The following is a 24,465-nucleotide window of genomic DNA, read 5'->3' as shown; positions in this document are numbered from 1 at the left end:
GTCATTGACTCCGAATGGCCCAGAACTGGAGCTCCAGTTCCGGGAAGTCGCCGGTTATGTGGAAGCCGAAACCGTTGGCGCCCTTTTGCATCAACTTCTGCCAGTTCGGATGGATGCGATCGAGCTGGAAGTAGGTAAAGCCGGCATGGAACGGCAGGTGGCGCGGTGCCACCGGCAGCGGGCTGAGTGGAATGCCCGGCAGTTGCAGACGGATGAGATCGAGCAGCGTCTGCTGGGAAGCGACCTTGGCCTGTTGCAGGAAAAGCTGGCGCAACTGGTCCAGCGGCATGCGCGCGCGCACGGCGAGAATGAATTCCGCACTCTGCATAAGACTCGGGTCGCTGACCTGGGCGGTGAGTACGCCATGGCGCTCCTTGACCAGCGGCAGCGACACGGCACGCGGTTGCAGCACGGTGCTGAGCACGCGGCGCAGGGTTTCCTGCAGCAGGTGGAAAGTGGCCTGCGGGTTGTCGTGCTGGTAGGCCGGAAATTCCGGCGGCACGCGCGCCTCGTCGGTGAAGGTGACGAGTTCGCCGCAGGCCTGGCCGCACGCGAGGTAGGCATCGAGCGGATGCACGTCGCTGTCACGCGCCAGATGCCGGAACAGGTGCTGCCAGCGGTTGAGCGCTTGTAGCAGGTTGAAGTCGGTGACGTCGGCGACGCCGGCCTGGCCGGGCGAGCCAATGCGCTCAGCGATGCTCTTGGCGCGCTCGTGCGCCAGCGCAGCGATTTCTTCCATGAAATGCGCGAGCTGACTGATGGCTCGCAAGTGCAGGCCGGTAACGTGGAAGCCGCTATCCATCAGCAGGCTGCCATCGGGGCGGCGGTCGAGAATCCGGCCGATGGCCAGACCGGTGAAGGCGCTGCGATCGTCCCGCTCCAGCGCGAGTTGCAGGTTGGGTACGGCCATGGTCACGGCGACATGGTTGCCCTGATGGCTGTGGGTGTCGCGCACGTCTTCGGAGCGCGCGACGTAACGGGCATTGGCATAGGCGTCCGGCCAGCGGATTTCGGCCATGCCGTCGGAGCGCAGCGGCAGCGTGAGATAGACGGTCTGGTTGGCGGCGCTGGCATCGGTGATGTCCAGCGGCTCCGGCGGCGGTTGGTCGTGCGGGATGTCGAACGCAGTGCCGTCCGGCAGGATCCCGCGCGCACGCACGATCGCGATCTTGCCGATGGCGAGGAAATCCTGGTTCAACACCAGTTCGGCGAAACCGTAGCCGTACTTGCGTCCCAGACGGACGTTGACGTAATGCTCGAGGTAGCGACTGGTTTGTTGGAAATGCTGGGGCTTGACGAAGAGCCCTTCGTTCCAGGCGACGGGATTACGGGTGGTCATGGTTACTTGCTCGTTTGGGTGGCCGCCTCGCGGGACAACCCGCGGGGCAACTGCTGCGGACGAGAGGCCGGTCTGCGCAACAGGTCGGGAGCGCGGTAGGCTTCGTCGGTGATGGTGACGCGGGTGTCTTGCAGGGCGACCAGCAACGCGTATTTGCGCCCGCGCGGTTCGAGCCGGAAAACGTCGTACCGCCGGGGCGCATTGACATCGTGGAAAGCGGCTACGACAGCCACATAGCGGGCCTTGTCCTCGATGGGACTGAATTCGATGAACTTGAACTGGCCGGGCGCGAGGGTGTAGTCGTCTGCGGCAATGAAGGTGCTGCCCAGCGCCTTCCTCGGGTTCTGGCTGACGAGATCGAGGTCGGCGTTTTCCAGCATGCTGTCGTCCTTGAGCTGGAGCACCTGGAAAGCGACGGGTGTGGCGGCGGTGCTTAACGCTGGCGCTGGTGACTTTGGTGCCAACGCCAGTGCGCTCGCTGCGGCCAAACTGTCGACCTTGCGGTACTGGCCCAGGTTTGGCGCAACGCCGGGCGTGTCCGTGAGCGGCGAGCTGCGGCGATGCTGCCCGTCCGGCGGCAAGGGTGGCTTGCTGGTGGGCGTGACAGTGAGGGAATTCGGCAGCGGCCGCCCAGTGCCATGCGAAGGCAGTGGCACCACCCCCTCCTCGCCCTGCAAATGGGCCAGCAAGGCGCGCAAGCCGCTGATGAGCTCGCCCTTGGTTGCGCCATCGAAGCTGACGGAATACGGGCCCTCCCCGACCAGCTTCTCCTCGGCCGGCTCATCGACCGTGGAGAAGCTGTCGGCGACAGACGCGCTGACCGGGTTGGGATTGACGTCGGCGCTGGCGTACAGGCTGAGAGCGATCCGGGTAGGCTGATCGTCGGGGGCGCCCACCGGGATGGACGGGTCCATCAGGACCCGGCCCGTTTTCTTGAACACATTGCCCACGGTGCTGCAGCCGGCGAGCAACGTGCCGGCGAGCAGGAGCGCGAGGCTTCGCTTCATGGCGCCTCCGCACGCAAGGCCTGGTCGTACGCTTGATCGAATACCTCCCAGAACAATTTGTCGAAGCCTTGCTGGCGCCCGGAGATCAGTTCCTCGTAGTAGTGCCCGTACATTTGCCACGCCCAGCCGTCGCTGTTCGCCTGGCCGCCCTGCGGCGGCCGGTAACGGGTGAAGCGCCGTTGCAACTGCTCGGGTGAGAAGGCTTGCAGGAGCGCGCTGAGACCAGCGGTGATGGCCTGATGGGTGGCCTGCTGCTGGCGCAGGATCTGCTCCAGCGATTCCTCGATGGCTGCCGCGGGCGACAGATGAACGACGCTGCGGTCAGCGGCGAACATGGCGCGCACGGTGTCCGGGTAGCTTTGCCCCAGACGCAGAGGGTTGTCTTCGATCGGTTGCAAGGTGCGCTGGCGCTGTCCATGCGCGCCGCCGTGCAAAGCGCTCAGGCCGTTGATGGCCGCACCGAGGCTACGGCCTGCCTCATGGAGAAGCACGTAGGCTGTTTGCGCATCCAGCGCCCCCACTGGTGCGCCGAGCCCTTCGATCAGCGGATTGACGAGGCCGGCCGGGTCATGGGCATTCGCTTGCTGGGTATGCGACCACTCGCGAGCGGCGGGATTGCGGCTGTCGGACTCCGACATGTTGGTGTCTCCTGATGCATGGATGGGCCTGCCGTAAACGGCTTCCTGAGCCGTGGCGGCAAGGTCGGCCTGGGCCGCCAGCGGCGACAGTCCGTAGTGATGGGGGTCGAGCGGATCGAGCGAGGCGCGCTCGGTGGCGCCCACGCTCCGCGTGGCAGCGAGGTCCAGCGCGTGCAACGGGTCGAGCTGGCCGTGCGGCTGTGGCGGCTCGCTCAAGGCCCGGAACGCGGCCCAGTCGGGATTCGGCGCAACGGGAGGCTGCCCTTCGTGCGCCGCGTCGGGCAAGCCATCCACGTAATCGTCGGGCAACTGCATCAACTCCTCGACGCCGTGCTGGGCCAGCACGCGGGACGGGTCCGGCAACGCGTGCTGCTCCTCGTCCAGATGCACCGCGAGGCGATACGGCCCAACGTGCAGGGTGTCCGCGTCGCGCAAGCGCGCGCTGGCGTGCAGGCCCAGCGGACGGGTCTGCTCGTTCAGCTGGGTGTAGCCGCTGCGATCGATGACGAGATAGCCGCCATCTTCGAAGCGGATTTCGCAATGTTGAGACTGCACCCGGCCGGCACGGTCGTGCAGCAGCCAGTTGGCACCTTGCGAGCCGATGGTGCCGCCGGCGGCGTCGAAGCTGTAGCGCGGCGCCGTGCCTTGCTGCAAGGCTTCCGGGTTGGCGACGACCAAGGCCAGGCGGGGCTCCGTGGATACCGTATTCATGCGCGTACCGTCAGTTGAACGCGAGGCGGTCGGCGCAATGCAGACTGTTCCAGAAAACTGGTCCAGCCCAGTTCGGTGCCGACCTCGCCCGATAGATTGAAGGAAGGGATTTCGTTTTCGCGCAGCGCCAGTTCGAGATCGCACGGGGTTTGGTCGCGCAGCAGGAAGGCAACGAGTAAACGCAGACGCTCGAAGTTTTCGCCGTGCGGAAGAAATTCGCGGAACCGCTGCTGGCTGAGGTTGGCGATGACGATGGTGAATTTGGCGTGGCGCGTGCGCACGCTGTCGCCCACGCGAAAGCTCTCGCCGAGTTGGCCATTGAGGCAACCGAGCTGGACGCGATCGCCGGGGTCGATGTCGGCGTGGCGCAGTTCGAAATCGCGGATGTCGACGTCCTTGAGGTCGAAGCAGTGCGCGATCAGCCCGGCGACCATCGCGGGCGAGCGGCTGCGATGCACCACGGCACCGGCAAAACTGAGCAAACGGCCCCAGGCAATGGGCGTGTCACCCCGGATGGCGGTGTTCTCCAGACCGATCAGCGCGAACAGGTGCTGCGAGAGCGGGTCACTGGCGCCGGGACGGAAGCGGATGTAGTGCCGGTACTTGCGCCATGCCTGGTGCAGCAGCGTCAGCAGGCGGTGATGGAATACGTCGAGGAACGCCGGACGGATGCCGATGCCCTGGCCGGCCTCGTAGGCCAGCCGCTCCACGTAGTAAGACGGCAGGGGCGAGTCAGGACCGTGCAAGCCGAAGAACGTGGCCTGCACTTCGTACTGGTGAGGCTCGCCGTGCGCCACGCGCCGAGCCAGCGACACGTCCGAGGCCGGGAAGCCCATGCCGGCATAGTTGCTCAGCTTGATGCGCTGACGTTCGGGATCGTCGCTGTCGGGCGATTCCAGGTCGTCGCCATGCAGCGCATGCAGCCGCTCCAGGAGCAAGAAGAAGTCGTGGTTTCTCGCGTCCGCCAGCAGCTTTTCGGTCAAATCAGGGCTTGGGTTCCGCTGCGCATGGGCCATGCGTAGTGCTCCTGATTGGTGATATTGATCGCCTCCATTACGTGGAAGGAAGAAATGCTGCTGTACAGCGCGAGGAAATGGCTCAGCACCGTGCCGAACAGGTAGAGGTCGCCTTCGCAGGAAAAACCCGCCTGATCGAGCTTGATCACGCTGCGGATGCCGCGGATCGGCAACGCCTGGAACATGCGGTCGACCGGCGTGGTCTCGACTTCCAGCAGCGCATCCAGGCGCTTCTGCGTGGCGCGGCGCCGCTGGATATCGTGGTGAGCAGCGAAGTCGTACGCGCTGATGACGGCCTTCAACGGGTCGGCGGCCAGCAGCGACAGGTAGGTCGGCGACAGATTGGAGATGAGCCGCCACTGCAGGTTGCCGTCCAGAACGGGCCGATACGACGGGGTGGGCGCCGTCAGATTGCGACTGCCGACGAAGGTGGGGACGTCGGGTGTGGGGATGCACACGTCTCCCGCGCCCAACGCCAGCGGCAGATCGCGGTTGGTGCAGGTCAGCGACACCGAGACCGTCTCGTCGCGGCCAATGTAGTGGTGCTCGTCGCCCCGCACGAACGAGGCACGGTGCTCGACACCCGCGGCGGTGAGCGACGGTTCGATGCGGGTGCGGTAGTACAGCGTGGTGTGGCCGCGCTCGTAGTCGATCTGGTGGCGCAGCGACTCGAAAGGCTGGTAGGTGCGCAACCATTCACCGGCCTTGCCGCTGCCCTCGCCTTTCCAGCCGTCGACGCCGTCGATGCTGAAGATTTCGTACGCGTCGGTCCGCTGCCCTGCGGGTTGCAATCGATAGTCCACTGCTTTGCCGGTCAGCCGGACGGGCTCGGCCTCGTGTTCGAACAGGTTCACTGCAGGCGTGCAGTAGAGCGCCAGATCGCCCGTGCGAATGCGTACGTCCTCGGGCATGGGCCGAGTGAAAACGAATTCCAGGCGGATCTTCCCGGTCTGATCGGTGGGCCAAAGCGAACGTAGCCCGCGTATCCCGAAGAAGAAGAACCGGCGCGGAAACAGGAAGTACTCCTGCAAAATACGGTAGCCGTCCAGTGCATTCTTCGGGTACGGAAGCAGCGCCTGATCGGGGGCGAAGCCGTGGAACAGCAACTGGCTGGCGGGGATGTAACGGATCTGCCCCGCAACCTCCATGCGGATTTCGCCGAGGTATTCGGCCAGCCACAGATAAAGCGTCATCGCGGTGTAGTCGCTTCCGCTCAGGTAGAAATCGAGCTGGTCGCAATCGTAGGTACTGGGCGGGCTTTGGCTGAGCGTGGCCAGATCCACGCGCACAGTCGATTTCTCCAGCGAGTGTGCATCGCTGACCTGATCGATCCGCCAGGGATAGATGGCCATGTCTGCACAGGTGCGGAACTCGCAGGAAATGCCGTCCACCTCGCGAGCGCGCATGCGTGTCCCCTTGGGAATCACATGGCGTCCCGTGATGGCGCGGTCCATCGGCAGGAACTGCATGATGGTGGCGCTGGGCAACGGACGCAGGTAGTTCGGCCACAGCAGTTGCAGCAACGGGTGGGTCAGCTCCGGAAAGTCGTCATCGATCTTCAGGCGCAGCTTGGCCGTGAGGAACGCAAAGCCTTCCATCAGTCGTTCCACATCGGGATCGGTGGCCTCCTCCCCAAGGTATCGCGCGAGCTGTGGATTGTTGCGCGCGAACACCTGGCCGAGGCGGCGCATATAGTCCAGCTCTTCGCGAAACTTTTGCTTCAGTGGCATCAGCCCTCCTGGCTGGGTACTAGATCACGTGGATCCAGCGCTCCCGGTGCTGGACGAGCAGATCGATCTCCACGTCCTCCGTGCTGTCGTTGACCGGCACCAGGCAGTGCAAACGGAAATGCAGCGGGCCCGTCTGGCCGTGCGCGGTGACGGGATGAACGTTCAGCACCTGGACGCGAGGTTCGTAGGCCACTACCGCAGTGCGCACGTCCAGACAGACCTGATGGCGCAGGTCCGTCTGGCTGGCCGCGGCGTCGTTCATATCCGGCAAGCCGAAGCCGGGGCAGCTTTGCGAGCTGCCCTGGCGGCTATTGAGAATGCGCTCGAGGTGGTCCTTGATGGCACCGATGCGCTCCGACGCCAGCGCCTGCCGCGTGCGCATGCGACGTGGCGGCAGGTCCGGATCAAGCCGTTCGAACAGGCTGCCCTGGCCGGTGGAGCGCGGCATGCGTCACCCCCTCCGTCATTCCTTGTCGAGCCGGCCGACCAGCGACAGGTCGAAGCTCGCGCCCATGTACTTGAAGTGCGGGCGCAACGACAGGGAAATCCGGTACCAGCCGGGGTTGCCCGTCGCATCCTGCACGACGACCTTGGCGGCACGCAACGGACGGCGGCTGCGCACGTCGGCGGAGGGGCTTTCCTGGTCCGCGATGTACTGACGCAGCCAGTTGTTGAGTTCGCGCTCCAGGTCCTGGCGCTCTTTCCAGCTGCCGATTTGTTCGCGCTGCAACACCTTGATGTAGTGCGCCAGACGGTTGACGATGAACATGTACGGCAGTTGTGTGCCGAGCATGTAGTTGGTCTGTGCGGCCTGGCCTTCGGGCGTATTCTGAAAAACCTTGGGCTTCTGCACCGAATTGGCCGAGAAGAAGGCCGCGTTGTCGCTGTCCTTGCGCATCGCGAGCGGAATGAAGCCTTCCGCCGACAACTCGAACTCCTTCCGGTCCGAAATCAGCACCTCGGTCGGAATCTTCGCCTGAAGCTGGCCAAGAGACTCGTACAGGTGCACGGGCAGATCATCCACGGTGCCGCCCGATTGCGGACCGATGATGTTCGGGCACCAGCGGTACTTCGCGAAGCTGTCCGTGATGCGGTTGGCCATCAGAAAGGCCGTGTTACCCCACAGGTAGTGGTCGTGCTGGCCGTCGATGGTTTCGCGATAGGCAAAGCTGCGAACCGGATTCTCCAGCGGATCGTACGGTTGGCGCAGCAGGAAACGCGGCATGGTCAGACCAAGGTAGCGCGCGTCTTCCGACTCGCGCAGGCCACGCCATTTGGCGTGACGCGGGCCTTCGAAGATGTCCTTGACCTCTTTGAGGTTGGGGACGTCCTGGAAGGAATCCAGATTAAGCATCTCGGGGCCCGCCGCCGCGAGGAACGGTGCGTGTGCCATGGCGCCAACCGAGGCGACGTAGTTGAGCAGCTTGATGTCGGGTGCGGAGGGGCCGAAGGTGTAATTGCCGACGATGCAGGCAACGGGCTTGCCGCCGAACTGGCCGTAACCTGCGGTGTAGATGAGCTTGTAGAAACCACTGCGAGTGATGTCCGCGGCGCTCTCGAAGTCTTCCAGCAGTTCATCCTTGGTGGCGTGAAGCACTTCGATGAGAATGTTTTCGCGGAAGTCCGTGCCGGCCACCAGTCGATGGAGCCCACGCCAGGCCGATTCCAGCTCCTGCAGCGCAGGCTGATGGAGGATGACGTCGATCTGCCTGCCGAGCTTCGCGTCGATCTGGGCAATCATCCGGTCGACCAACTGCTTGTTGACCGGCTGTTCGCGCGCATCGATCTTGAGCATCTCGGCAATGAAGGCAGCCACGCCGCGCTCGGCAACGGCATAACCCTCCTGGGCGGGCTGCAGGCGGGTCTGCGCCATGATCTGGGCCAGCAGGCCCTCCTGCGCCAGCGCGTCCTGCTTTTGGACTGCAGCGGTTTGTGCTTGTGTCATTGTTATGTCCTTTGCAAACGGGAAGACGAACAGCGCGGCATCAGGCCTTGCCGGGTTCCAGCAACTGCTCCAGTTCCTTGGCCAGCTTGCCGCGGGAAGCTTCGTCACCAAGCAGAACCTGCAACTGCTTGCGGAAGGCCGGGATATTTCCCATCGGCCCCTTGAGCGCCACCAGCGCCTCGCGCAACTCGAGCAACTTGCGCAGTTCCGGCACCTGGCGCGCGATTGCATCGGGACTGAAGTCCTCGATGGCGCTGAACTTCAGGTGGACGGGCAACGTGTCGTTCTCACCCCCCTCTTCCAGTACGGCCGGCGCATCCATCGTCAGGCCCAGGCCGAACTCGGACATCACGTTGTTGAAGTTGTCCTTGTTGATGCTGACGGCGGTACGGTCTTCGAGTGCGACCTCGTCCTCGCGCCCCTTGAAGTCACCCGTCACCAACAATTTCAGCGGCAGTTCGACTTCCTCCTGCTCGCCGCCCGTTGCCGGAACGTAGCGAATGTTGATGCGTTCCTTCGGTGCGACCGATCCTTGCTTTGCCATAAGCCACTCCCATTCGAATTGAAGTCTTTGCAGCGCGAGATTCGGTAAACCCGGCGCATAACGCACCCAGGTATATGCAGCGCAAGCGGAAGCGTGCCGGCCGAGCCAAGCCACCCTCTATGGCATGCCGAAAAATCGCTTTCCGCTGCAAACGACGAGGCTAGACGTTGATGGCGATAATTGAAATAAGACAGGTCTCATTTTTATGAGAAAACATCCCATATTAGTTCGAACACCTAATCCACGAAAATATCCATCATTAATTTTCAGACAAATCCCATGGACGAATAAGTTATCGCCGTGGTTTCCTCGCTAGCTTGGCCATGTGCTTATTTCAGGTGAATTGAAGGCGCTCTCACCAACCGCATTCAAATTCCCTGGCCGATACATTCGTTTGCATTATTAGCAATACGAAAACGCTTTTTCCAAGAAAAACCTTTCCTGAAAAGGGGAGCTCGATTACATGATTGCGGTAGATCTCCCGGCGCTCATCGAGCGTCTTAATGTGTTGTGTCGACATGCCTTGGAAGAAGCTGGAAACCTCTGCATCGGGCAGCGTGGTGCCGAAGTCACGGTGCCCCATCTGCTGTTCAAGCTGCTCGATCAGCCTCAGTGCGACGTGCGTATCGTGTTGCGCGTCGCGGGGATTGAGGTGGACAGCGCGCGGCACGCGCTGTCCACCGCATTTCCCGAGGGGGATAGCGGGCACAATCAATATCCTTCCTTCTCCCCGTTGCTGGTGGAACTGTTGCAGGAGGCATGGCTGCTCGGTTCGGTGGAGCTGGGACAAGCCGAAATCCGTAGCGGCGCGCTGCTGCTCGCCGTGCTGCTCAATCCTGGGCGTTACCTTCCGCTGGCGGCGATACGCCTGCTGGATAGCGTGAGCCGGGAACTGCTGCGCAAGCGCTTTGGCGAACTGTTGGCCGGATCGACGGAGGCTGCCGATGCGGCGTCCGCCGGCAACCGCGAGCGTCCTGCCAGTGGAGCCGACAGTGCGCTGACCCGCTTCGGTCACGACTTCACCGCACAGGCTCGCGAGGGGCGGATCGACCCGGTGCTGTGCCGCGACGCCGAGATCGACCTGATGGTCGACATCCTGTCGCGCCGCCGCAAGAACAACCCCATCGTGGTAGGCGATGCCGGCGTGGGCAAAAGCGCGGTGGTCGAAGGGCTGGCATTGCGCATCGTGCAGGCACGCGTGCCCGAGCCGCTGCGCGACGTTCACCTGTGGGGGCTGGACCTGGGCGCGCTGCAAGCCGGCGCGTCGGTCAAGGGCGAGTTCGAGAAACGCCTGAAGGCAGTGATCGACGAAGTGAAAGCTTCGCCGCAGCCGATCATCCTGTTCATCGACGAGGCGCATACGCTGATCGGCGCAGGCAACGCCGCGGGCGGCAGCGATGCGGCCAACCTGCTCAAGCCGGCGCTGGCACGCGGCGAACTGCGCACCGTCGCCGCCACCACCTGGTCCGAGTACAAGAAGTACTTCGAGAAAGACCCCGCACTGGCGCGTCGCTTCCAACTGGTGAAGCTGGACGAGCCCAGTCCGGAAGAAGCCGTGCACATCCTGCGCGGCCTGCGCCCCCTCTACGAACAAGCGCACGAAGTCTATATCGGTGACGATGCCCTGCAGGCCGCCGCCGCGTTGTCGGCGCGCTACCTGTCCGGCCGGCAGTTGCCGGACAAGGCGATCGACGTGCTCGATACCGCTTGCGCGCGCGTCGCCACCGCGCTGGCCGAGCCGCCGCGTCGCTTGACCGCGCTCGAGAACGAGCTTCGGCAAATCGATGCGGAAGCCGAACATCTGGTGCGTGATGCCAGGTCCGGCCGCGCACCGTCGACGCAACGACTGGACGACCTGCGCGATGCGCGGAAAAAAATGGAAGAGCGTATCGCCGAGCTGCACCAGGCCTGGGAACAGCAGAAATCGGTCATCGATACGATTGTCAGCCTTCGCGGTCACGATCCTGACGACGACACCGCCCGGCTGCTTTCGGGCTGGGTGACCCGCCTGACCGAACTGCAACGCGATGGTGCCCTGCTGCATGCCGACGTGGGCGCCGAGCAGATTGCCCAAGTGATCGCCGACTGGACCGGCATACCGGCCACCACCATCAACAGCGATCAACTGACGCGTCTCGAACAGTTGCCAACTACCTTGCGCGTGCGCGTCAAAGGACAGGACGCGGCGCTGGAGGCGTTGCACCGACGCCTGCTCACGGCGATGGCCGACCTGCGCCGGCCGGGCACGCCGATGGGTACGTTCCTGCTGGTCGGCCCCAGTGGCGTGGGCAAGACCGAAACGGCGTTGGCGGTGGCCGATGCGCTGTTCGGCGGCGAGCGCTTCCTGACCACGATCAACATGTCCGAGTATCAGGAGCGACACACCGTATCGCGCCTGCTGGGCGCGCCACCCGGCTACGTTGGCTACGGCGAAGGCGGCGTGCTCACCGAGGCCATTCGTAAGCAACCCTATGCAGTGGTGTTGCTGGACGAGGTGGAAAAGGCCCACCCGGAAGTACTGAATGTGTTCTACCAGGCCTTCGACAAGGGCGAGCTGGCCGATGGCGAAGGTCGCCGCATCGACTGCCAGAACATCCTGTTCTTTCTGACCTCCAATCTCGGCTTCGATCAGGACGATCCGTCGCTGTCCGATCTCGACGTCGACAGCCTGCGGCAGCACTTGATGCGCTTCTTCAAGCCGGCCCTGCTCGCGCGCATGCAGCTCGTACCCTATCGCTACCTCGACGAGGCCGTGTTGAGCGACATCGTGGATAGCCGCTTGCTGCGCCTGCAGCAGCAATTCACCCAGCGCTACAACGCCGCGCTGGAAGTGGCCGATAGCGCACGCGACGAGCTGCGCTCGCGCTGCATACGGCACGCCAATGGCGCCCGCATGCTCGACGCGAGCATCGACGGCGAACTGCTGCCGCCGCTGTCGCTCGCTGTCCTGCAGCAGCAGGCCAAGGGAGAGCCTTTCCGGCGCGCGGACTTGTGCTGGCAGGAGGGTGCCTTCCTGGCCACGCTGCACTGAGTAGAGCACAGCATGGAAACCGTGAGCGTCGTCCTGCTGGCGCGCGAACTCGCGCAAGCGAGCACCATGGCCTCGCTGGCCGCGGCCTGGCTGCGCGCCGCCTGCGATGGCACCGGTATCGAACAGGCGCTTTGCTACTGGCACGAACGCCCCGGCGACAGGCTGCTGCCGATCGCCCACGCCAATGTGGCCGACGCCGCTGGCCTCACCTCGATATCGTTGGAAGAGCTGGACAATCCGCTGGTGTATTGCCTGACCAGCGCCAAGCCTTGCCATGTCGCGCGACTGGATGCCTTGATCGAGGTCGGCGCTGGCTTCGATGCCTTGCGCGAACATCTCACCGCCCGCGCCGCCCTGCTGGTGCTGCCGATCCATGGCCCACAGCATGAAGTGGTGGGCATCTTCGCATTGATTGGCGCCGAGGCGGTTCTGCGCGCCTGGCAAGCAAATCCGATCTGGCAAGAGCTGGTCACGCTGCATCACGTGCTGATGGCGCGCCTGCTGGCGTCGTCCGACATCCACCGCATCGAAGAACAGCGACGAAACGAGATCGCCCAGGACCGGACACGCGCCGCCCGCTTGCTGGCCGCTGACTTTGTCGGTGTCGGGTCGACGGCCCGCCAGTTGCGCGAAGACATGCTGCGGCTGGCCGACTCGTCGCTGTCCTTGCTGGTCACCGGAGAAACCGGCTCGGGCAAGGATCATGCAGCTTGGCTGATTCACCAGGCCTCGTCCCGCCGGGGCAAGTTTGTACCGGTGAACTGTGCCGCGATTCCGAAAGACCTGATCGAAGCCGAATTGTTTGGCGCGGTACGCGGCGCCTACACCGGCGCCACTCAGGCACGCACCGGGTTGGTGGCCGAGGCGGATGGCGGCACCTTGTTTCTCGACGAAATCGGCGATATGCCGCTGGAACTGCAAGGTACGCTGCTGCGCCTGCTCAACGAGAAGACCTATCGACCGATAGGTGCCACGCGCGAGCAGGCGTCCGACTTCCGCCTGACCTGCGCCACCCACCGTCCCCTGCCCGAACTCGTGCGCGACGGCGCGTTCCGCGAGGACCTGTATTTCCGCATTCGCCAGCGTGTGCTGCGCATCCCGCCCCTGCGCGAACGCCCTGAAGACATTCCGGCACTGGTCGCGCACATGCTGCTGCAACACAACCGTGAATGCCAGGGCAACATCGCCGGCATTTCCGCGAGCGCGCTGGCACGCCTGAAAGCGCACTCCTTTCCAGGCAACGTGCGCGAGCTGCGCAGCCTCGTGCTGGCCGCAGCCGAGCGCACAGCGTCCGGCAAGCACATCCGCGGCGACCTGCTGGCCGACCTGGAGGAAGACCTGCCGCTATCGGCGAGCCCGCCGCCGTCGACGACAGCATCAGCGCTGCAACAGCTCCTGCACACCGACAACTTGCCGGAAGCCTTGCTGGACTTCGAGCGCCTCGTGGTCGGCGAACGGCTGCGTCAGGTCGAGGGGTCGCGGCGCGAGGCGGCGCTCAGCCTCGGCATACCCAAACGCACGCTGGCACGCAAATGCCTGGAGTGGAATTTGAATGGAGAGGAACGCTCATCATGAAATCGATCAGCCTGGCATTGCTGTTAGCGGCAGCACTGGCCGGTTGCGACGGAGATCACTCCGCCGTCGCCGCGAACAGCGACTGCACCACCGTCGTGTCACCGCAGGAACGGCTGGCCTGCTTCGATGCCAAGGCAGGTACCCCACCACCGGCCACATCGCCACCGGCCGCACTCCAGGCCCAGGCATCCGCGGCCGCGCCAACGCCCGCCACCACGCCGGCCAGCGCGAAGCGCCCGGACATCACTGACCTGGTCCAAGCCAACGAGGCCAAGCGCCATGCCGACGACACCGGCTTGCTGCTGATGCGTACGCCGGAAAAGATTCCCGGCCAGGACAAGGTCGTTATCTCGGCTCCGGCGCTGGGAGGCTCGACACCCGCCCCGACACTCGCGATCAGTTGCCTGCAAAACATCTCGCGCCTGCAACTGCTGACCGCCGACGCACTGCCCTTCAACCGCGCCAATCTACGACTGCTGCTGGACGGCCGACCCGTGTCGACCAGCCAGCCGTGGCAGGTCCTCGATGACGGTACGGTCACCGACGCGGGACGCGGCCTGGTGGCGATCGAGCAGCTGCGCCACCTGGCCCGGCCAGCACAGCGCCTGCAGATCGAGAGCGACCAGGCCCCCTTCGACGGACTGATCTTCGATGTCTCTCGGCTCCATGAGCAACTGGTTCAGCAGCGCGAGGCATGTCACTGGTGAAACTGCCCGCCCCACTGGACCTCGATACCTTGCTGGCGCCGCTCGACCCGCGCCAGCCCGCTGGTGTGTTCGATGACGAAGACGACGCTTACCAACGCATCGACCACGAAATGGTCAAGCTCGGTAGCCTGCAGGAGGCGACCATCGATTGGCCCTATGTCGACGAAGCCGCGCAGCACTACCTGCGCAGCCAGTGCAAGCACCTGCGCGTTGCCGGGCATCTGCTGACCGCTCGTGCGCGCACACGCAGTTGGCGCGGCTGGGCCGAAGCCACGGGCGTACTGGCCGGCATGGTCGAACGCTACTGGGAAACCAGCTATCCGAAACCGGGTGCCACCGGCTACCTGGCCAAACGGAGGTTGGTGGGGCAGTTGCTGGAGCGGCTGGCCGACAGCTTGGCCGCGTTGGAAAGCACCGGATACGGCGAGGAGTTCTACAAGGCCGGCCAATCCGCACTCGATAGCCTGCAACGCTGCGCTGAAAGCGCCCAGCTCGACGTGCCCACCCTCTCCAGGCTGGAGGCGTTGCTGCGACAAAAAGCCGAAGGGTTGCGCGCGCCAGAACTGGCCGACGCCAAACTCGCCCCGCCCGCGCGCGGCGAGGTGCTGTCGGACGCCTTCTTCACGCCGGTTCTGCCGGCGCCCGGCAACGAGCGCGAGAGCCGCAAGTCGCTGCTGGCCGCGGCCGAGATCATCAACCAGCAAGACCCCTACGACCCCACCGGCTACCTGCTGCGGCGGTTTGCCCTGTGGGCCCACCTGACCAATGCGCCGTCGGCGCGCAAACACCACCAGACCGAACTGATGGCCGTGCCCGCCGACGTCGCCGAAGGGTATGCGGACACGCTCAGCGCCAACGCTGTCGACCCGGCGCTGTTGCAACGTGTCGAACGCAGCGTCACGACCTCACCGTATTGGCTGCGCGGCAGCTACCTGGCCGCCGGCATCGCCCGGCGCCTGGAGATGCCGCTGGTAGCCGAGGCCATCCGTCAGTCGACCGAACGCTTCGTCACCCGACTGCCCGCGCTGAGCAAACTGGAATTTGCCGATGGGCGTCCGTTCGTAGACGGAGAAACCCAGGCCTGGATCAGTGGCGCACCCGCAGCCGGCGCCATGGCCGCCGCCGGCCAAGACTACGTCGGCGTGCGCGACGAACTGCACGGCCTGCTCGAAGCGCAAGGCGTCGAGTCCGTGCTGCGTCGGCTCGAAGCGATCCAGCAGGACGCCACCGACCTGCGGCACCGCTGCCACGTCATGGCCATCGCTGCCGAACTGCTGCGGCCACGCGGCCTCACCTGGCTGGCGGATGGTTTGTTCGTCCGCGCATATCGGGCCATGCAGCACGCGTCGGCGCCCGAGTGGGAGCCCGACCTCTTCAGCCTTCTCGAACGACAACAGCCGGATGCCTCGGGGCACAAGGATTAAACAGGGAGCATCGTCATGTGGAACATCTGGTCCAAACTACAACGTTACGGCCGACTCATCTTGCGTTGGGGGCGGCAAGGCGCGCCCCTGCTGCAACTGCTGCTACTGGCGCTCGCGCTGGCCACCATCTGGTGGTTGGGACCCAAGTGGAGCTGGGGCGAGCATCGCCCCCTGGCCAGCCTGTCCGCGCGGGTACTGGCAACAGTCGTCGTGCTGATCGTGCCGCTGCTGATCTGGGCGCTGCGCCTGCGCAAGCGCGCCATGCGCCTGGAGGCCGAGCAGCACCATGTGGAAGAGCAACAGACCGACCCATGTCTGCGTTACGTCGAAGCGCAGGAGCGTGCGCTCGATCACAGCCTCGAGATTCTGCAGGCCAACCTCAAGGGCCGGCAGGCGCTGTACCAGTTGCCCTGGTACCTGGTGCTGGGTCAGGAGAACTCCGGCAAGACCAGCTTCGTCAACCGCTCCGGCCAAAGCTTCTCCCTCACCGGCGAAATGAAGGCCGGCAGCCGGCGCCTGCAAGACGATCCCGACAAGCTCTACGCCATCGACTGGTGGATGGGCGACCAGGCCATTCTCATCGACCCGCCGGGTGAACTGATCAGCCAGCCGCGGATCGAGCCGATCGCCACTCCCGGCGACGCGGAAAACGAAAGCGCGCCCGTGCTGCCCGCGCGGCTGGCCCGCCACGGCGCGCTGCCCGAAGACATCCACGCGCGACTGTGGGACAGCTTCGTCGGCTGGCTCGGCCGCAACCGCAGCCGCCGGCCGCTCAACGGGGTGGTGCTGATGGTCAGCCTGGAAACCCTCGCGCACCAAGCGCCAAGCGACCGCAAGGCGCTCGCCGCGGTGCTGCGTGCGCGCCTGGCCGAACTGAGCCGGCAGCTCGGTACACGGCCGCCGCTGTACGTGGTGCTCAGCAAGTTCGATCTGCTGGAAGGCTTCGAAACGCTGTTTGCACGGCTGCCCAAGTCGGTGCGTGAAGATCTCTTCGGTTTCAGCTTCACCCTGGATGCGATCCAGCGCTATGACGCCTGGCTTGACGAGCTCGGCACGAACTACGACGCCTTCCTTGACCGCCTGAACGAGCAGGTGTTCGACAGCCTGGCCGACTTGCCCGACGTAGCGCAGCGCGAAGCGCTGTACTCGCTCACCCGACAATTGAGCGGCCTGCGGCCCCTGCTGCTGAGCTTCCTTGCCGACGTGCTGGGCAGCGATCGCTATGTCACGCCGGCGCTGCCGCGCGGCGTGTTCTTCTCTTCGGTCTATCAGCAGGGTGTGCTCAACAATGCTTTCCTCACCACCGCATCGCAGACCTATGCATTGCATGGACCGGTCAACTACATGCAGCCCAGCGGGCGCTCCCTGGTTTACTTCGCCCAGCACCTGTTCCAGCGCGTCATCTACCCCGAATCCGGTCTGGCCGGCGACAACCCCAGGGTCATCGCCGAGAAGAAGCACGCGCTGACCCTGCGCTTCGGCGTAGCGTCGCTGGGCAGCGCGCTCGTGATCGGCGCGTGGTACCACTACTACGCGATGAATCTCGACAAAGCCCTGAGCGTGCTCGAGCGCAGCCGCGCGTTCAGCACCCGCGCCGTCGACGGCACGCTCGACCCTACCGGCCGCAATTTGCTGCAACCGCTGGACCAGATCGGGAGCGTGGTCGCCGTCTACGGCAACTACCGCGATGCTTGGCCGGTCGTGGCCGACCTCGGCCTGTACCAGGGCCGTACCATCGGCCCCAAGGTCGATCAGGCCTACCTGACCCTGCTGTCACAGCGCTTCCTGCCGGCGCTGGCCAGCGGCGTGATGAAAGAGCTGGACGGCGCCGGGACGGACAGCGACACGCAACTGGCCGCGCTGCGCGTCTACCGCATGATCGAAGACAGGCCCAATCGTCGGCCGCCCGTGGTCGAAAACTGGATGGCCGCGCACTGGCAAACGGCCTTCCCGGGCGAGGACGGCGTACAGCGCGCGCTGCTGCGCCACCTGGACTACGCCATGAAGTATGCCGACACGCGCCTGCCGCAATACCAGGAGCGTGTCGCAGCCTTCCAACGCGAGCTGCGCACCATCCCGCTGCCGCAGCGCGTCTACATGACTATGCGCCGCCAGGCCGGCGCCGCGCTGCGTGCGCCGCTCGACCTGCGCAACGAGATCGGCCCGGCGTACGACATCGTGTACGAACCCGAAGCCGGCGCGGGCGGCAAGCAGGAGACACCGCGCGCCAATGGCCGCATCGACGCCCTTCTCACCGCCAAGGGCTACCGCGGCTACTTCGCCCCGCACAGCCAGGACATTGCCGAGCTGGCCATGATCGACCAGTGGGCCCTCGGCGAGCGACGCAACATCGACTACTCCGAGGCGGACAAGCGCGCACTGGCCGATCGCATCCGCGCGCTCTACAGCCGCGACTACGTCGACACCTGGCAACGCAACCTCAACCAGATCGCCGTGCGCGACTTCCAGGACATCGGCCAGGCCGTCACCATCCTGGGCAGCGTCACCAGCCCGGCCGCGCCGCTGCGGCCCTGGTCGAAACCGTGCGCGACAACAGCGAACTCGGCACCCCGCCCGCGACCGCGGCCACGACCAGCGCCGACACCGAAACCTCGCAAACCAAGGCCGCCGCGCTGGCCGACAAGGTGGACAGGCTCACCGAGTCCGACGCGACGCCGCTGCCGGTCATCACCATCGCCCACGCCTTCGCGCCGATCAGCCAGTTGCTCGAAGCCAAGGGCGAGCGGCCCCCGTATCTCGACGAAACCATGCAGGCCATCGGCGCCGTGCAGGACAAAGTGCGCGCCGTGCATGACAGCCCGGACCGCGGCAAGGCCGCGCTCAACGTCGTGCTCGAACGATTCGGCCAGAAAGGTCCCGATCCCGTCGCCAACCTGCAACGCATCGCCGGCGGCCTGCCCGAGCCGTTGAGTCATCAGGTCGGCAAGCTGGCCGACGAGTCGTCGCGCATCGTCCTTGTGGAAGCCCTGCGCGAGCTGGAAAAACGCTGGGATGCCGACGTGTACCGCTTCTATCACGAACGCCTGGCCAACCGCTACCCGTTCAACCCGACCAGCCGCGAAGAAGTCTCGCTCGACGACTTCACTGCCTTCTTCGGACCGCAGGGGCGCCTGCAACAATTCCGCGACAAGTACCTCAACCTGTTCATCGAGGACAACCTGGAGGCCCTGTACTCCGAACGCCTCGGCGGCTATTTGGTGCGCAACGACGTACTCACCCAACTCGAAGCTGCCAACCGCATCCGCGACGCCTTCTTCAACAGCCGCGGGCAACTCGGCGTGCAGTTCTTCGTCGAACCCCTGGGCCTGGCCGCCAACAAGCGCAGCAGTTCGCTTAGCGTCGAGGGACAGCTGATCTCCTACAACCACGGTCCCACCATCAGCACGGCCGTGATCTGGCCCAACACCCTGGCGCCCAGCAACGAAAGCCGCATGACCCTGGTACACGCCGGCGGCAGCAGCAGCGGGCTGATCTACCGCGGCCCGTGGTCGCTCTACCGCCTGCTCAGCCAAGCGCGCCTGAACGGCGCCACGGCCACCAGCGTCGACCTCAGCTTCGCCGCGGCGGACGGCGGCATGCGCTACCGCATCAGCACCGAGAAGGCCAACAACCCCTTCACCCAGCCGCTGTTCAAAGGGTTCGCGCTACCGCGTACGCTGCTGCAGGACGAGCGGCGCGCGGATGCGTCGGCGAGCGGACAAGGTGAGGTGGAGCTGAAACAGATTGCGCGTCGGAACGGTGTCTAACCACACGCGGGCCGCGCGGCGGCCCGCCCTCTGCTCATCGTGCCCGACCGATTCGGTACGGTCGTTGGCAATGACGATGGTTTCATCGTGATTGGCCGCGCAGATGGTCCTACGTAAAAGCCTCGCCGCTGGCTTCGTGCTTGTAACGGTCCGGATAGTCGTAGCGCGCGTAGCCGCAGCCTGGTGATCAAGGGCCGTGCCGTCGCGCAGGGTGAATTCGACGACCGCGAATGATTCGTCGCCAGCGGTAAAGGTAAAACGCAAGTTGGTTCGATCACCCATGAGTAGTCCTTACCAGCCCGCTACCGGGCTTGATGATCCTCATACTGAATTGAGCGACCAGCGCTCGCGCCGGTCGCACGGAGTGGCCGGGGCTCAGCCTTCCTGCGGCTTGCGCCAGTCGTCCGAGGCTTCAGTGCCTGCGATGGCGTGGGTCCAGGTGATCTTGCGGTAAGCCATGGCGACCTTGACCAGTTGGGTGTACTCGGCCTTGGTCGCGTCCTGCGCATGCGGCAGCACGGTGTTGATGTTGACGATGGTGGCGTCTTCGAGCTTGGTGGTGAAGAAGTGCTCCTGCTTGCCCTCTGTCGAAGTGCGGTACCACTTCACTTCCACTTCGGGGAGCATCTCACCGGAGGCCAGTGCCTGGTACAGCAACGGCGTGGCCTTGTTGAGCGGCGAGGTGAAGGTGAACGGCTTGTGCACACGCTGGCCCGACGGCTGGCCGCTCTGCGGGTCGGTCGGGGTGGCGATCAGGTGTTCGACTTCCTGGACGAGGATCTGGTCTTCGTGACCCTCCTGATAGACGTTGCCTACGGAGTCGGCGGTGAAGGCGCCTTGCGTGATGTTGCCCTGGGTCTTGCCATGGATGCTGATATAAGCGGGAGTCGGCATGAATGCAGTCCTTGTTGTTGGAATCGACACGGCCCTCTGACCGTGTTGCCATCGGTGATGACAGACTCGGTAATGCAATGCCCGTGCCAACCATCTCAAGTCGCGATTTAATCCCTTGATATCAGCACATTAGCGGCGATGCCCGGTATTTCGGGCAAGCGACGAGGAAAGCGCAACCGCGAAAATCGTTTTTTTCGAGGAGAAATCGGGCCATTCGTGGCCCGCTCAAAGTCAACTAATTGAAAATAAAAGAGATTTGCCGGGCCATTTTTGGCCCGACCGGGCCACGAATGGCCCAATCGCTCCCTGGGCCTATTCGTTCGGATAACAAACTCCTTGGCTGATGTTGCTGGAGCACATCCGGCAACGCGCGCTATTGTCCAGCACGCAGTTCACCGTGCTGTATCGGCAGCCGCTGGAACGCTCTGCGGTGCTGATGCAAGAGCGCCCCGCGTCGGAGCGCCGCCACCATGCTAAACACAGGGTGGAATGCTGAACTACGCGGCCTGAAGATCGTCGCCTACGCGCTCAAGCTGAACCAGCCGCGCCTACTGCCGGTCGGACCGCACCAGAAGAGGATCAGGCGGCGCAGGCAGAGTCTGGACGACCGCGACGGCCTACGCCGCGCTGCTGCACGACCCGGGAAAAATTGCGGCGGATTTCGTTGTTGAATTGGCCTGGCGCCCATGGCATGACCCACCGAACCATCCGTATCGGTTTCGCTATCGTGACGGGCATGCATATCGCCTGCGCTGCGCGGCCACGGGGCTGCTCTCCATGCAGCCCCCATCCTCGACTGGCCGCATCGCGCAACACCAGCACGAATGCTGCCAGCCGCTATGCGAAAATTGAGACTTCCAGTCTCTTCAATCAGCCATATCGGGGCCCGTATGACTACCCACATCACGATCGAATTCACCGAACACGCAGCGGAAGCCATCGGCGAGCAAACCAGCACCAGTTTCTCCTACGACCAGGGTGCGCACGTACCGCAACCGGGCGACTTCGTCGAACTCGAGAATTCGCGGCAGACGTTCCTCGTGATCGGCCGCGTGTTTTCGCTCAAGGCGAACTACAGCGCCGTCAAGCTCGTGCTCGACCTGCCACCGTCGGACGATGACCAGGACTTCAGTCCCGCGCACTGAACGACAACGAAACGCATGGCCTCGGTCTGAGCCGCTGGTCATGCAACGCACGAGTGTGTGACATCGCAGCCGATGATCGATCGACATCGGCTGCGCATGGCCCCCCGCCGACGAACAATAAAAAAGCCCGCCATGGCGGGCCTTGCTGGAACACGGAGCGTCACACGTTACCGAGCATCCGGAAACACCGACGCAGTCAGACATCGCTCGAACCACACCGCATCGTCACCATCGCCGATCGGCCACATTTCCGCATCGAGTTGCGGCAAACCGGTTGCCGGTGCAGGCGCACGCTTATCGTCACCGGACACCCCCGCACGCATCCACCCCGATTGTGCGCCCCCGTTGTCGCACGCATGCCCATGCGCCTGCGTCTCGCAGAACGCCACCGGGCGCACCTTCCCGCCGTCGGCCGCGCTCACCGAGCGGTACTGAAAAACCGCGCCGGTCGCCCAGTCCTCGCTCTGGCTGCAGACGCGCGCACGATGCTGCACGTGAACCGCGCCGAAACACGCATATGAAACGTGTGTGCCGCTCGCATCGTCGGGAATGAAATCGCAGTTGCCATCGAAGCCGGTCAACGGGCCGCCCGTGTATTTCGCGAGCCACTGGCGCTCGGCCAACGCTCGCGCGACCAGTCCTTTACCGGACTGATCGGCCAGCTCGGTGCTGCGTCGGTCGATTGCCTTGCGCACTTCATTGACGGCCAGCGGATGGCCATCGTAATCGGCATCGAGACGGTTGTTGCGGGCGGCGATCCAGCGGCGCTGGCTGCGCACGAGCATGTCGCGAATAGCGGCATCCGGCGCGGCCTTCAGCGCGCCCGCGTAGGCCGAATTCATTCGCGCATCGGCTGCCCGCAGCACGGGGCTCGCGCAGATGCGCTTCTCGACTGGTTGCGCGGCCTTCGCGCAATCCATCGCCAGGGCCGGCAAGGCCAAACCCACGCCACACATGAACACCGAAGCAAGACCGGCCAGCCTGACGGTCGATGCCATTCGAATCCTTCGCATGCGCTCTCTCAGTTAGTTTGTTGTTCTCGGCCGCGCCGGATCGACGCAGCATCGCCTCTCTCGCTTGCCCGGAACCGGTACCGCGCGTTGCCGTGCAGCGCCGCTCCGGGTGCGACAGGCACACACCCGCACCGGGTCGAACACACGCCTTCAGGCGCGGCGTGCCCCGGCTGTCATTCACAGGTGACTGGATCTCGATCGACTGGACAACGGTCATGCCCGCCCCATACGCGGCGCGAGCATGTCGTGCCGACGATCACGAACGATCGTCGGCGATATCTTTCGGCAGGCGGCAGCCGCGCATCGTCGTGCCCGGGCACGCGATCGGCCGACCCGCGCCACCTTGCTTCGCGGCACCGACGCCCGACGGCTCGCGCCGCCGCGGCCGGCCTGCCGCGCCATCGCTACTTCTTTTCCGGCTCCGGCGCACCCGGCTGCTTGAACGGGAACGTGCTGAACATCGACTTCGCCTGGTTCTGCATCTGCTCCTGCATCTGCACGAACATGTTCTTCGACTGCTCGATGTAGCTGGTCATCATCCCTTGCATCATCGGCGCCTGCATGTTCATGAACTGCGACCAGACTTCCGGATTCATCGCGTTGCCTTCGTACAGGTTCTTCGACTGATCCGCGAGCTTGTTCTGGATGTCGATGAACGCCTGGATGTTCTTTTCCAGGTACGTGCCCATCATTCCCTGCATCGCATGGCCGTAGAAACGGATGATCTGCGACAGCATCGACGACGAGAACATCGGCACGCCGCCGCTTTCCTCTTCGAGGATGATCTGCAGGAGGATGCTGCGCGTCAGATCTTCGTTGGATTTCGCATCGACGACCTTGAAATCCTCCTGCTCCAGCACGAGTTGCTTCACGTCGGTGAGCGTAATGTACGTGCTTGTCTCGGTATCGTAGAGCCGGCGGTTCGGGTACTTCTTGATGAGCCGTTCGGCCGTCTTCTTTGTAGTAGTCATGTAACGCCTTTCAGTGCAGCGTAGCGCAAGTGACGAATCCCCGCCGCCCGAATCCGGGAGGCGGGGGCCTTCGGAACACACCCGGCTGCGCGGCCACCCGGCCCGCGCAGCCTGGGCGTCAGCCCATGTGCAGGCCGCCGTTCAGCGAGAAGTCGGCGCCCGTCGCGAAGCCGGAATCGTTCGACGCGAGCCACGCGACGATCGAGCCGATTTCTTCGGGCCCGCCGAGACGTCGCACCGGGATCGTCGCAACGATCTTCTCGAGCACGTCGGGGCGAATCGCCTTCACCATGTCGGTGCCGATGTAGCCCGGCGACACGGTGTTGACCGTCACGCCCTTCGTCGCGACTTCCTGCGCGAGCGACATCGTGAAGCCGTGGATGCCGGCCTTCGCGGTCGAGTAGTTGGTCTGGCCGAATTGCCCTTTCTGGCCGTTCACCGACGAAATGTTGATGATGCGGCCCCAGCCACGTTCGACCATCCCGTCGATCACCTGCTTCGTCACGTTGAACAGGCTCGTCAGGTTGGTGTCGATCACGGCCGTCCAGTCTTCATGCGTCATCTTGCGGAACACGACATCGCGCGTGATGCCCGCGTTGTTGACCAGCACGTCGATTTCGCCGACTTCGGCCTTGACCTTGTCGAAGGCTTCCTTGGTCGAGTCCCAGTCGCCGACGTTGCCTTCCGACGCGATGAAATCGTACCCGAGTGCCTTCTGGTCCTCGATCCATTTCACGCGGCGCGGCGAGTTCGGGCCGCAACCCGCGACGACCTTGAAGCCGTCCTTCAACAGACGCTGGCAGATGCTGGTGCCAATTCCGCCCATCCCGCCCGTTACGTACGCAATTCGCTGAGACATGAATCTCACTCCATTTTTTGGTTTCGAGAGCTGCCGAGGCCCCCTCTGACTTCACGTGGCACCGGCCGAAGCCGCAATCGGCCGGTGCCCCGGATTCGGTTCGACGGTAACGAACGGCCGGTTACGGGCGCTCGACCGCGAGTGCGACG

At 64.4% G+C, this 24,465-nt stretch carries 19 protein-coding genes and 1 pseudogene; 8 read left to right on the top strand and 12 right to left on the bottom strand.

All coding sequences use genetic code 11. The annotated features are described in order from the left end of the window. Position 1: 1 nt before the first annotated feature. The 8 genes from tssK to tssB are packed head-to-tail and all read right to left on the bottom strand — an operon-like array spanning position 2 to position 8,930. Positions 2-1,339 carry a type VI secretion system baseplate subunit TssK gene (gene tssK, locus U5809_RS24395; protein WP_322088398.1) on the bottom strand — a complete coding sequence of 446 codons (1,338 nt, stop codon included), beginning with the start codon at positions 1,337-1,339 and terminating at the stop codon, positions 2-4. 2 nt (positions 1,340-1,341) lie between these two features. Continuing rightward, entirely contained in the window at positions 1,342-2,346 is a 1,005-nt protein-coding gene (gene tssJ / locus U5809_RS24390; RefSeq protein WP_322088397.1) for a type VI secretion system lipoprotein TssJ, read from the bottom strand. Beyond that, positions 2,343-3,695, bottom strand: coding sequence for a type VI secretion system-associated FHA domain protein TagH (tagH, locus tag U5809_RS24385; RefSeq protein WP_322088396.1), 1,353 nt, complete (start codon positions 3,693-3,695; stop codon positions 2,343-2,345). Before tagH ends, tssJ begins: the two co-directional genes overlap by 4 nt. Then, the gene (tssG, locus tag U5809_RS24380; protein WP_322088395.1) at positions 3,692-4,711 is read right to left on the bottom strand and encodes a type VI secretion system baseplate subunit TssG; all 1,020 of its coding nucleotides are present in this window, start codon (positions 4,709-4,711) and stop codon (positions 3,692-3,694) included. Before tssG ends, tagH begins: the two co-directional genes overlap by 4 nt. Beyond that, positions 4,675-6,441 carry a type VI secretion system baseplate subunit TssF gene (tssF, locus tag U5809_RS24375; RefSeq protein ID WP_322088394.1) on the bottom strand — a complete coding sequence of 589 codons (1,767 nt, stop codon included), beginning with the start codon at positions 6,439-6,441 and terminating at the stop codon, positions 4,675-4,677. The genes tssG and tssF overlap by 37 nt, the downstream gene beginning before the upstream one ends. 19 nt (positions 6,442-6,460) lie before the next feature. Beyond that, complete coding sequence (tssE, locus tag U5809_RS24370) at positions 6,461-6,889, bottom strand: type VI secretion system baseplate subunit TssE (protein WP_322088393.1); 429 nt, start codon at positions 6,887-6,889, stop codon at positions 6,461-6,463. 15 nt (positions 6,890-6,904) lie between these two features. Then, positions 6,905-8,386: a type VI secretion system contractile sheath large subunit gene (gene tssC, locus U5809_RS24365; RefSeq protein WP_322088392.1), complete on the bottom strand. Its 1,482-nt coding sequence runs from the start codon at positions 8,384-8,386 to the stop codon at positions 6,905-6,907. 40 nt (positions 8,387-8,426) lie between these two features. Further along, complete coding sequence (gene tssB, locus U5809_RS24360; protein WP_322088391.1) at positions 8,427-8,930, bottom strand: type VI secretion system contractile sheath small subunit; 504 nt, start codon at positions 8,928-8,930, stop codon at positions 8,427-8,429. Positions 8,931-9,393: 463 nt separating this feature from the next. Between tssB and tssH the strand changes: the two genes are divergently transcribed. The 6 genes from tssH to U5809_RS24330 are packed head-to-tail and all read left to right on the top strand — an operon-like array spanning position 9,394 to position 19,434. Further along, the gene (gene tssH, locus U5809_RS24355) at positions 9,394-11,961 is read left to right on the top strand and encodes a type VI secretion system ATPase TssH (protein WP_322088390.1); all 2,568 of its coding nucleotides are present in this window, start codon (positions 9,394-9,396) and stop codon (positions 11,959-11,961) included. A gap of 12 nt (positions 11,962-11,973) precedes the next feature. Beyond that, positions 11,974-13,536, top strand: a complete 1,563-nt coding sequence (locus U5809_RS24350) for a sigma-54 dependent transcriptional regulator (protein ID WP_322088389.1) — start codon at positions 11,974-11,976, stop codon at positions 13,534-13,536. Continuing rightward, positions 13,533-14,243 carry a type VI secretion system-associated protein VasI gene (gene vasI / locus U5809_RS24345; protein ID WP_322088388.1) on the top strand — a complete coding sequence of 237 codons (711 nt, stop codon included), beginning with the start codon at positions 13,533-13,535 and terminating at the stop codon, positions 14,241-14,243. The genes U5809_RS24350 and vasI overlap by 4 nt, the downstream gene beginning before the upstream one ends. Beyond that, positions 14,231-15,667: a type VI secretion system protein TssA gene (gene tssA, locus U5809_RS24340; RefSeq protein ID WP_322088387.1), complete on the top strand. Its 1,437-nt coding sequence runs from the start codon at positions 14,231-14,233 to the stop codon at positions 15,665-15,667. Before vasI ends, tssA begins: the two co-directional genes overlap by 13 nt. A gap of 15 nt (positions 15,668-15,682) precedes the next feature. Further along, positions 15,683-18,598 carry a type VI secretion system membrane subunit TssM gene (gene tssM / locus U5809_RS24335; RefSeq protein WP_322088386.1) on the top strand — a complete coding sequence of 972 codons (2,916 nt, stop codon included), beginning with the start codon at positions 15,683-15,685 and terminating at the stop codon, positions 18,596-18,598. Then, the gene (locus tag U5809_RS24330; protein WP_322088489.1) at positions 18,517-19,434 is read left to right on the top strand and encodes a type VI secretion IcmF C-terminal domain-containing protein; all 918 of its coding nucleotides are present in this window, start codon (positions 18,517-18,519) and stop codon (positions 19,432-19,434) included. The genes tssM and U5809_RS24330 overlap by 82 nt, the downstream gene beginning before the upstream one ends. Positions 19,435-19,809: 375 nt before the next feature. On the opposite strand, the gene U5809_RS24325 is transcribed toward U5809_RS24330, so the two are convergent. Continuing rightward, entirely contained in the window at positions 19,810-20,328 is a 519-nt protein-coding gene (locus U5809_RS24325) for an Hcp family type VI secretion system effector (RefSeq protein ID WP_322088385.1), read from the bottom strand. Between the two features lie 346 nt (positions 20,329-20,674). Between U5809_RS24325 and U5809_RS24320 the strand changes: the two are divergent. Both U5809_RS24320 and U5809_RS24315 read left to right on the top strand, forming a co-directional pair. Beyond that, positions 20,675-21,111 (top strand): annotated as a pseudogene (locus U5809_RS24320) (TraI domain-containing protein); the annotation flags it as partial. Between the two features lie 107 nt (positions 21,112-21,218). Further along, the gene (locus tag U5809_RS24315) at positions 21,219-21,473 is read left to right on the top strand and encodes a hypothetical protein (RefSeq protein WP_176047872.1); all 255 of its coding nucleotides are present in this window, start codon (positions 21,219-21,221) and stop codon (positions 21,471-21,473) included. A gap of 167 nt (positions 21,474-21,640) precedes the next feature. Here the strand turns inward: U5809_RS24315 and U5809_RS24310 are convergent, their stop codons facing one another. The 3 genes from U5809_RS24310 to U5809_RS24300 form a co-directional block, all read right to left on the bottom strand. Then, a complete protein-coding gene (locus U5809_RS24310) occupies positions 21,641-22,471 on the bottom strand; it encodes a lysozyme inhibitor LprI family protein (protein WP_322088384.1) in 831 nt (276 codons plus the stop codon). Positions 22,472-22,890: 419 nt separating this feature from the next. After that, positions 22,891-23,457, bottom strand: coding sequence for a polyhydroxyalkanoate synthesis repressor PhaR (phaR, locus tag U5809_RS24305; RefSeq protein WP_011549704.1), 567 nt, complete (start codon positions 23,455-23,457; stop codon positions 22,891-22,893). Positions 23,458-23,575: 118 nt separating this feature from the next. Continuing rightward, positions 23,576-24,316 carry a 3-ketoacyl-ACP reductase gene (locus U5809_RS24300; RefSeq protein WP_166964704.1) on the bottom strand — a complete coding sequence of 247 codons (741 nt, stop codon included), beginning with the start codon at positions 24,314-24,316 and terminating at the stop codon, positions 23,576-23,578. Positions 24,317-24,465 lie beyond the last annotated feature (149 nt).

This window comes from Burkholderia sp. BCC1999, assembly GCF_905339975.1.
In the GTDB taxonomy this organism is placed as follows: Bacteria; Pseudomonadota; Gammaproteobacteria; order Burkholderiales; family Burkholderiaceae; genus Burkholderia.
This window is presented reverse-complemented; position numbering and strand designations above follow the sequence as displayed.

Coding starts and splice junctions, on each gene's coding strand:
- tssM (WP_322088386.1), top strand. CDS start 15,683: ATGTGGAACATCTGGTCCAAACTACAACGTTACGGCCGACTCATCTTG.
- tssH (WP_322088390.1), top strand. CDS start 9,394: ATGATTGCGGTAGATCTCCCGGCGCTCATCGAGCGTCTTAATGTGTTG.
- U5809_RS24315 (WP_176047872.1), top strand. CDS start 21,219: ATGACTACCCACATCACGATCGAATTCACCGAACACGCAGCGGAAGCC.
- vasI (WP_322088388.1), top strand. CDS start 13,533: ATGAAATCGATCAGCCTGGCATTGCTGTTAGCGGCAGCACTGGCCGGT.
- tssG (WP_322088395.1), bottom strand. CDS start 4,711: ATGGCCCATGCGCAGCGGAACCCAAGCCCTGATTTGACCGAAAAGCTG.
- U5809_RS24350 (WP_322088389.1), top strand. CDS start 11,974: ATGGAAACCGTGAGCGTCGTCCTGCTGGCGCGCGAACTCGCGCAAGCG.
- tssE (WP_322088393.1), bottom strand. CDS start 6,889: ATGCCGCGCTCCACCGGCCAGGGCAGCCTGTTCGAACGGCTTGATCCG.
- tagH (WP_322088396.1), bottom strand. CDS start 3,695: ATGAATACGGTATCCACGGAGCCCCGCCTGGCCTTGGTCGTCGCCAAC.
- U5809_RS24325 (WP_322088385.1), bottom strand. CDS start 20,328: ATGCCGACTCCCGCTTATATCAGCATCCATGGCAAGACCCAGGGCAAC.
- tssJ (WP_322088397.1), bottom strand. CDS start 2,346: ATGAAGCGAAGCCTCGCGCTCCTGCTCGCCGGCACGTTGCTCGCCGGC.
- tssC (WP_322088392.1), bottom strand. CDS start 8,386: ATGACACAAGCACAAACCGCTGCAGTCCAAAAGCAGGACGCGCTGGCG.
- U5809_RS24300 (WP_166964704.1), bottom strand. CDS start 24,316: ATGTCTCAGCGAATTGCGTACGTAACGGGCGGGATGGGCGGAATTGGC.
- tssF (WP_322088394.1), bottom strand. CDS start 6,441: ATGCCACTGAAGCAAAAGTTTCGCGAAGAGCTGGACTATATGCGCCGC.
- U5809_RS24310 (WP_322088384.1), bottom strand. CDS start 22,471: ATGGCATCGACCGTCAGGCTGGCCGGTCTTGCTTCGGTGTTCATGTGT.
- phaR (WP_011549704.1), bottom strand. CDS start 23,457: ATGACTACTACAAAGAAGACGGCCGAACGGCTCATCAAGAAGTACCCG.
- tssB (WP_322088391.1), bottom strand. CDS start 8,930: ATGGCAAAGCAAGGATCGGTCGCACCGAAGGAACGCATCAACATTCGC.
- tssA (WP_322088387.1), top strand. CDS start 14,231: ATGTCACTGGTGAAACTGCCCGCCCCACTGGACCTCGATACCTTGCTG.
- tssK (WP_322088398.1), bottom strand. CDS start 1,339: ATGACCACCCGTAATCCCGTCGCCTGGAACGAAGGGCTCTTCGTCAAG.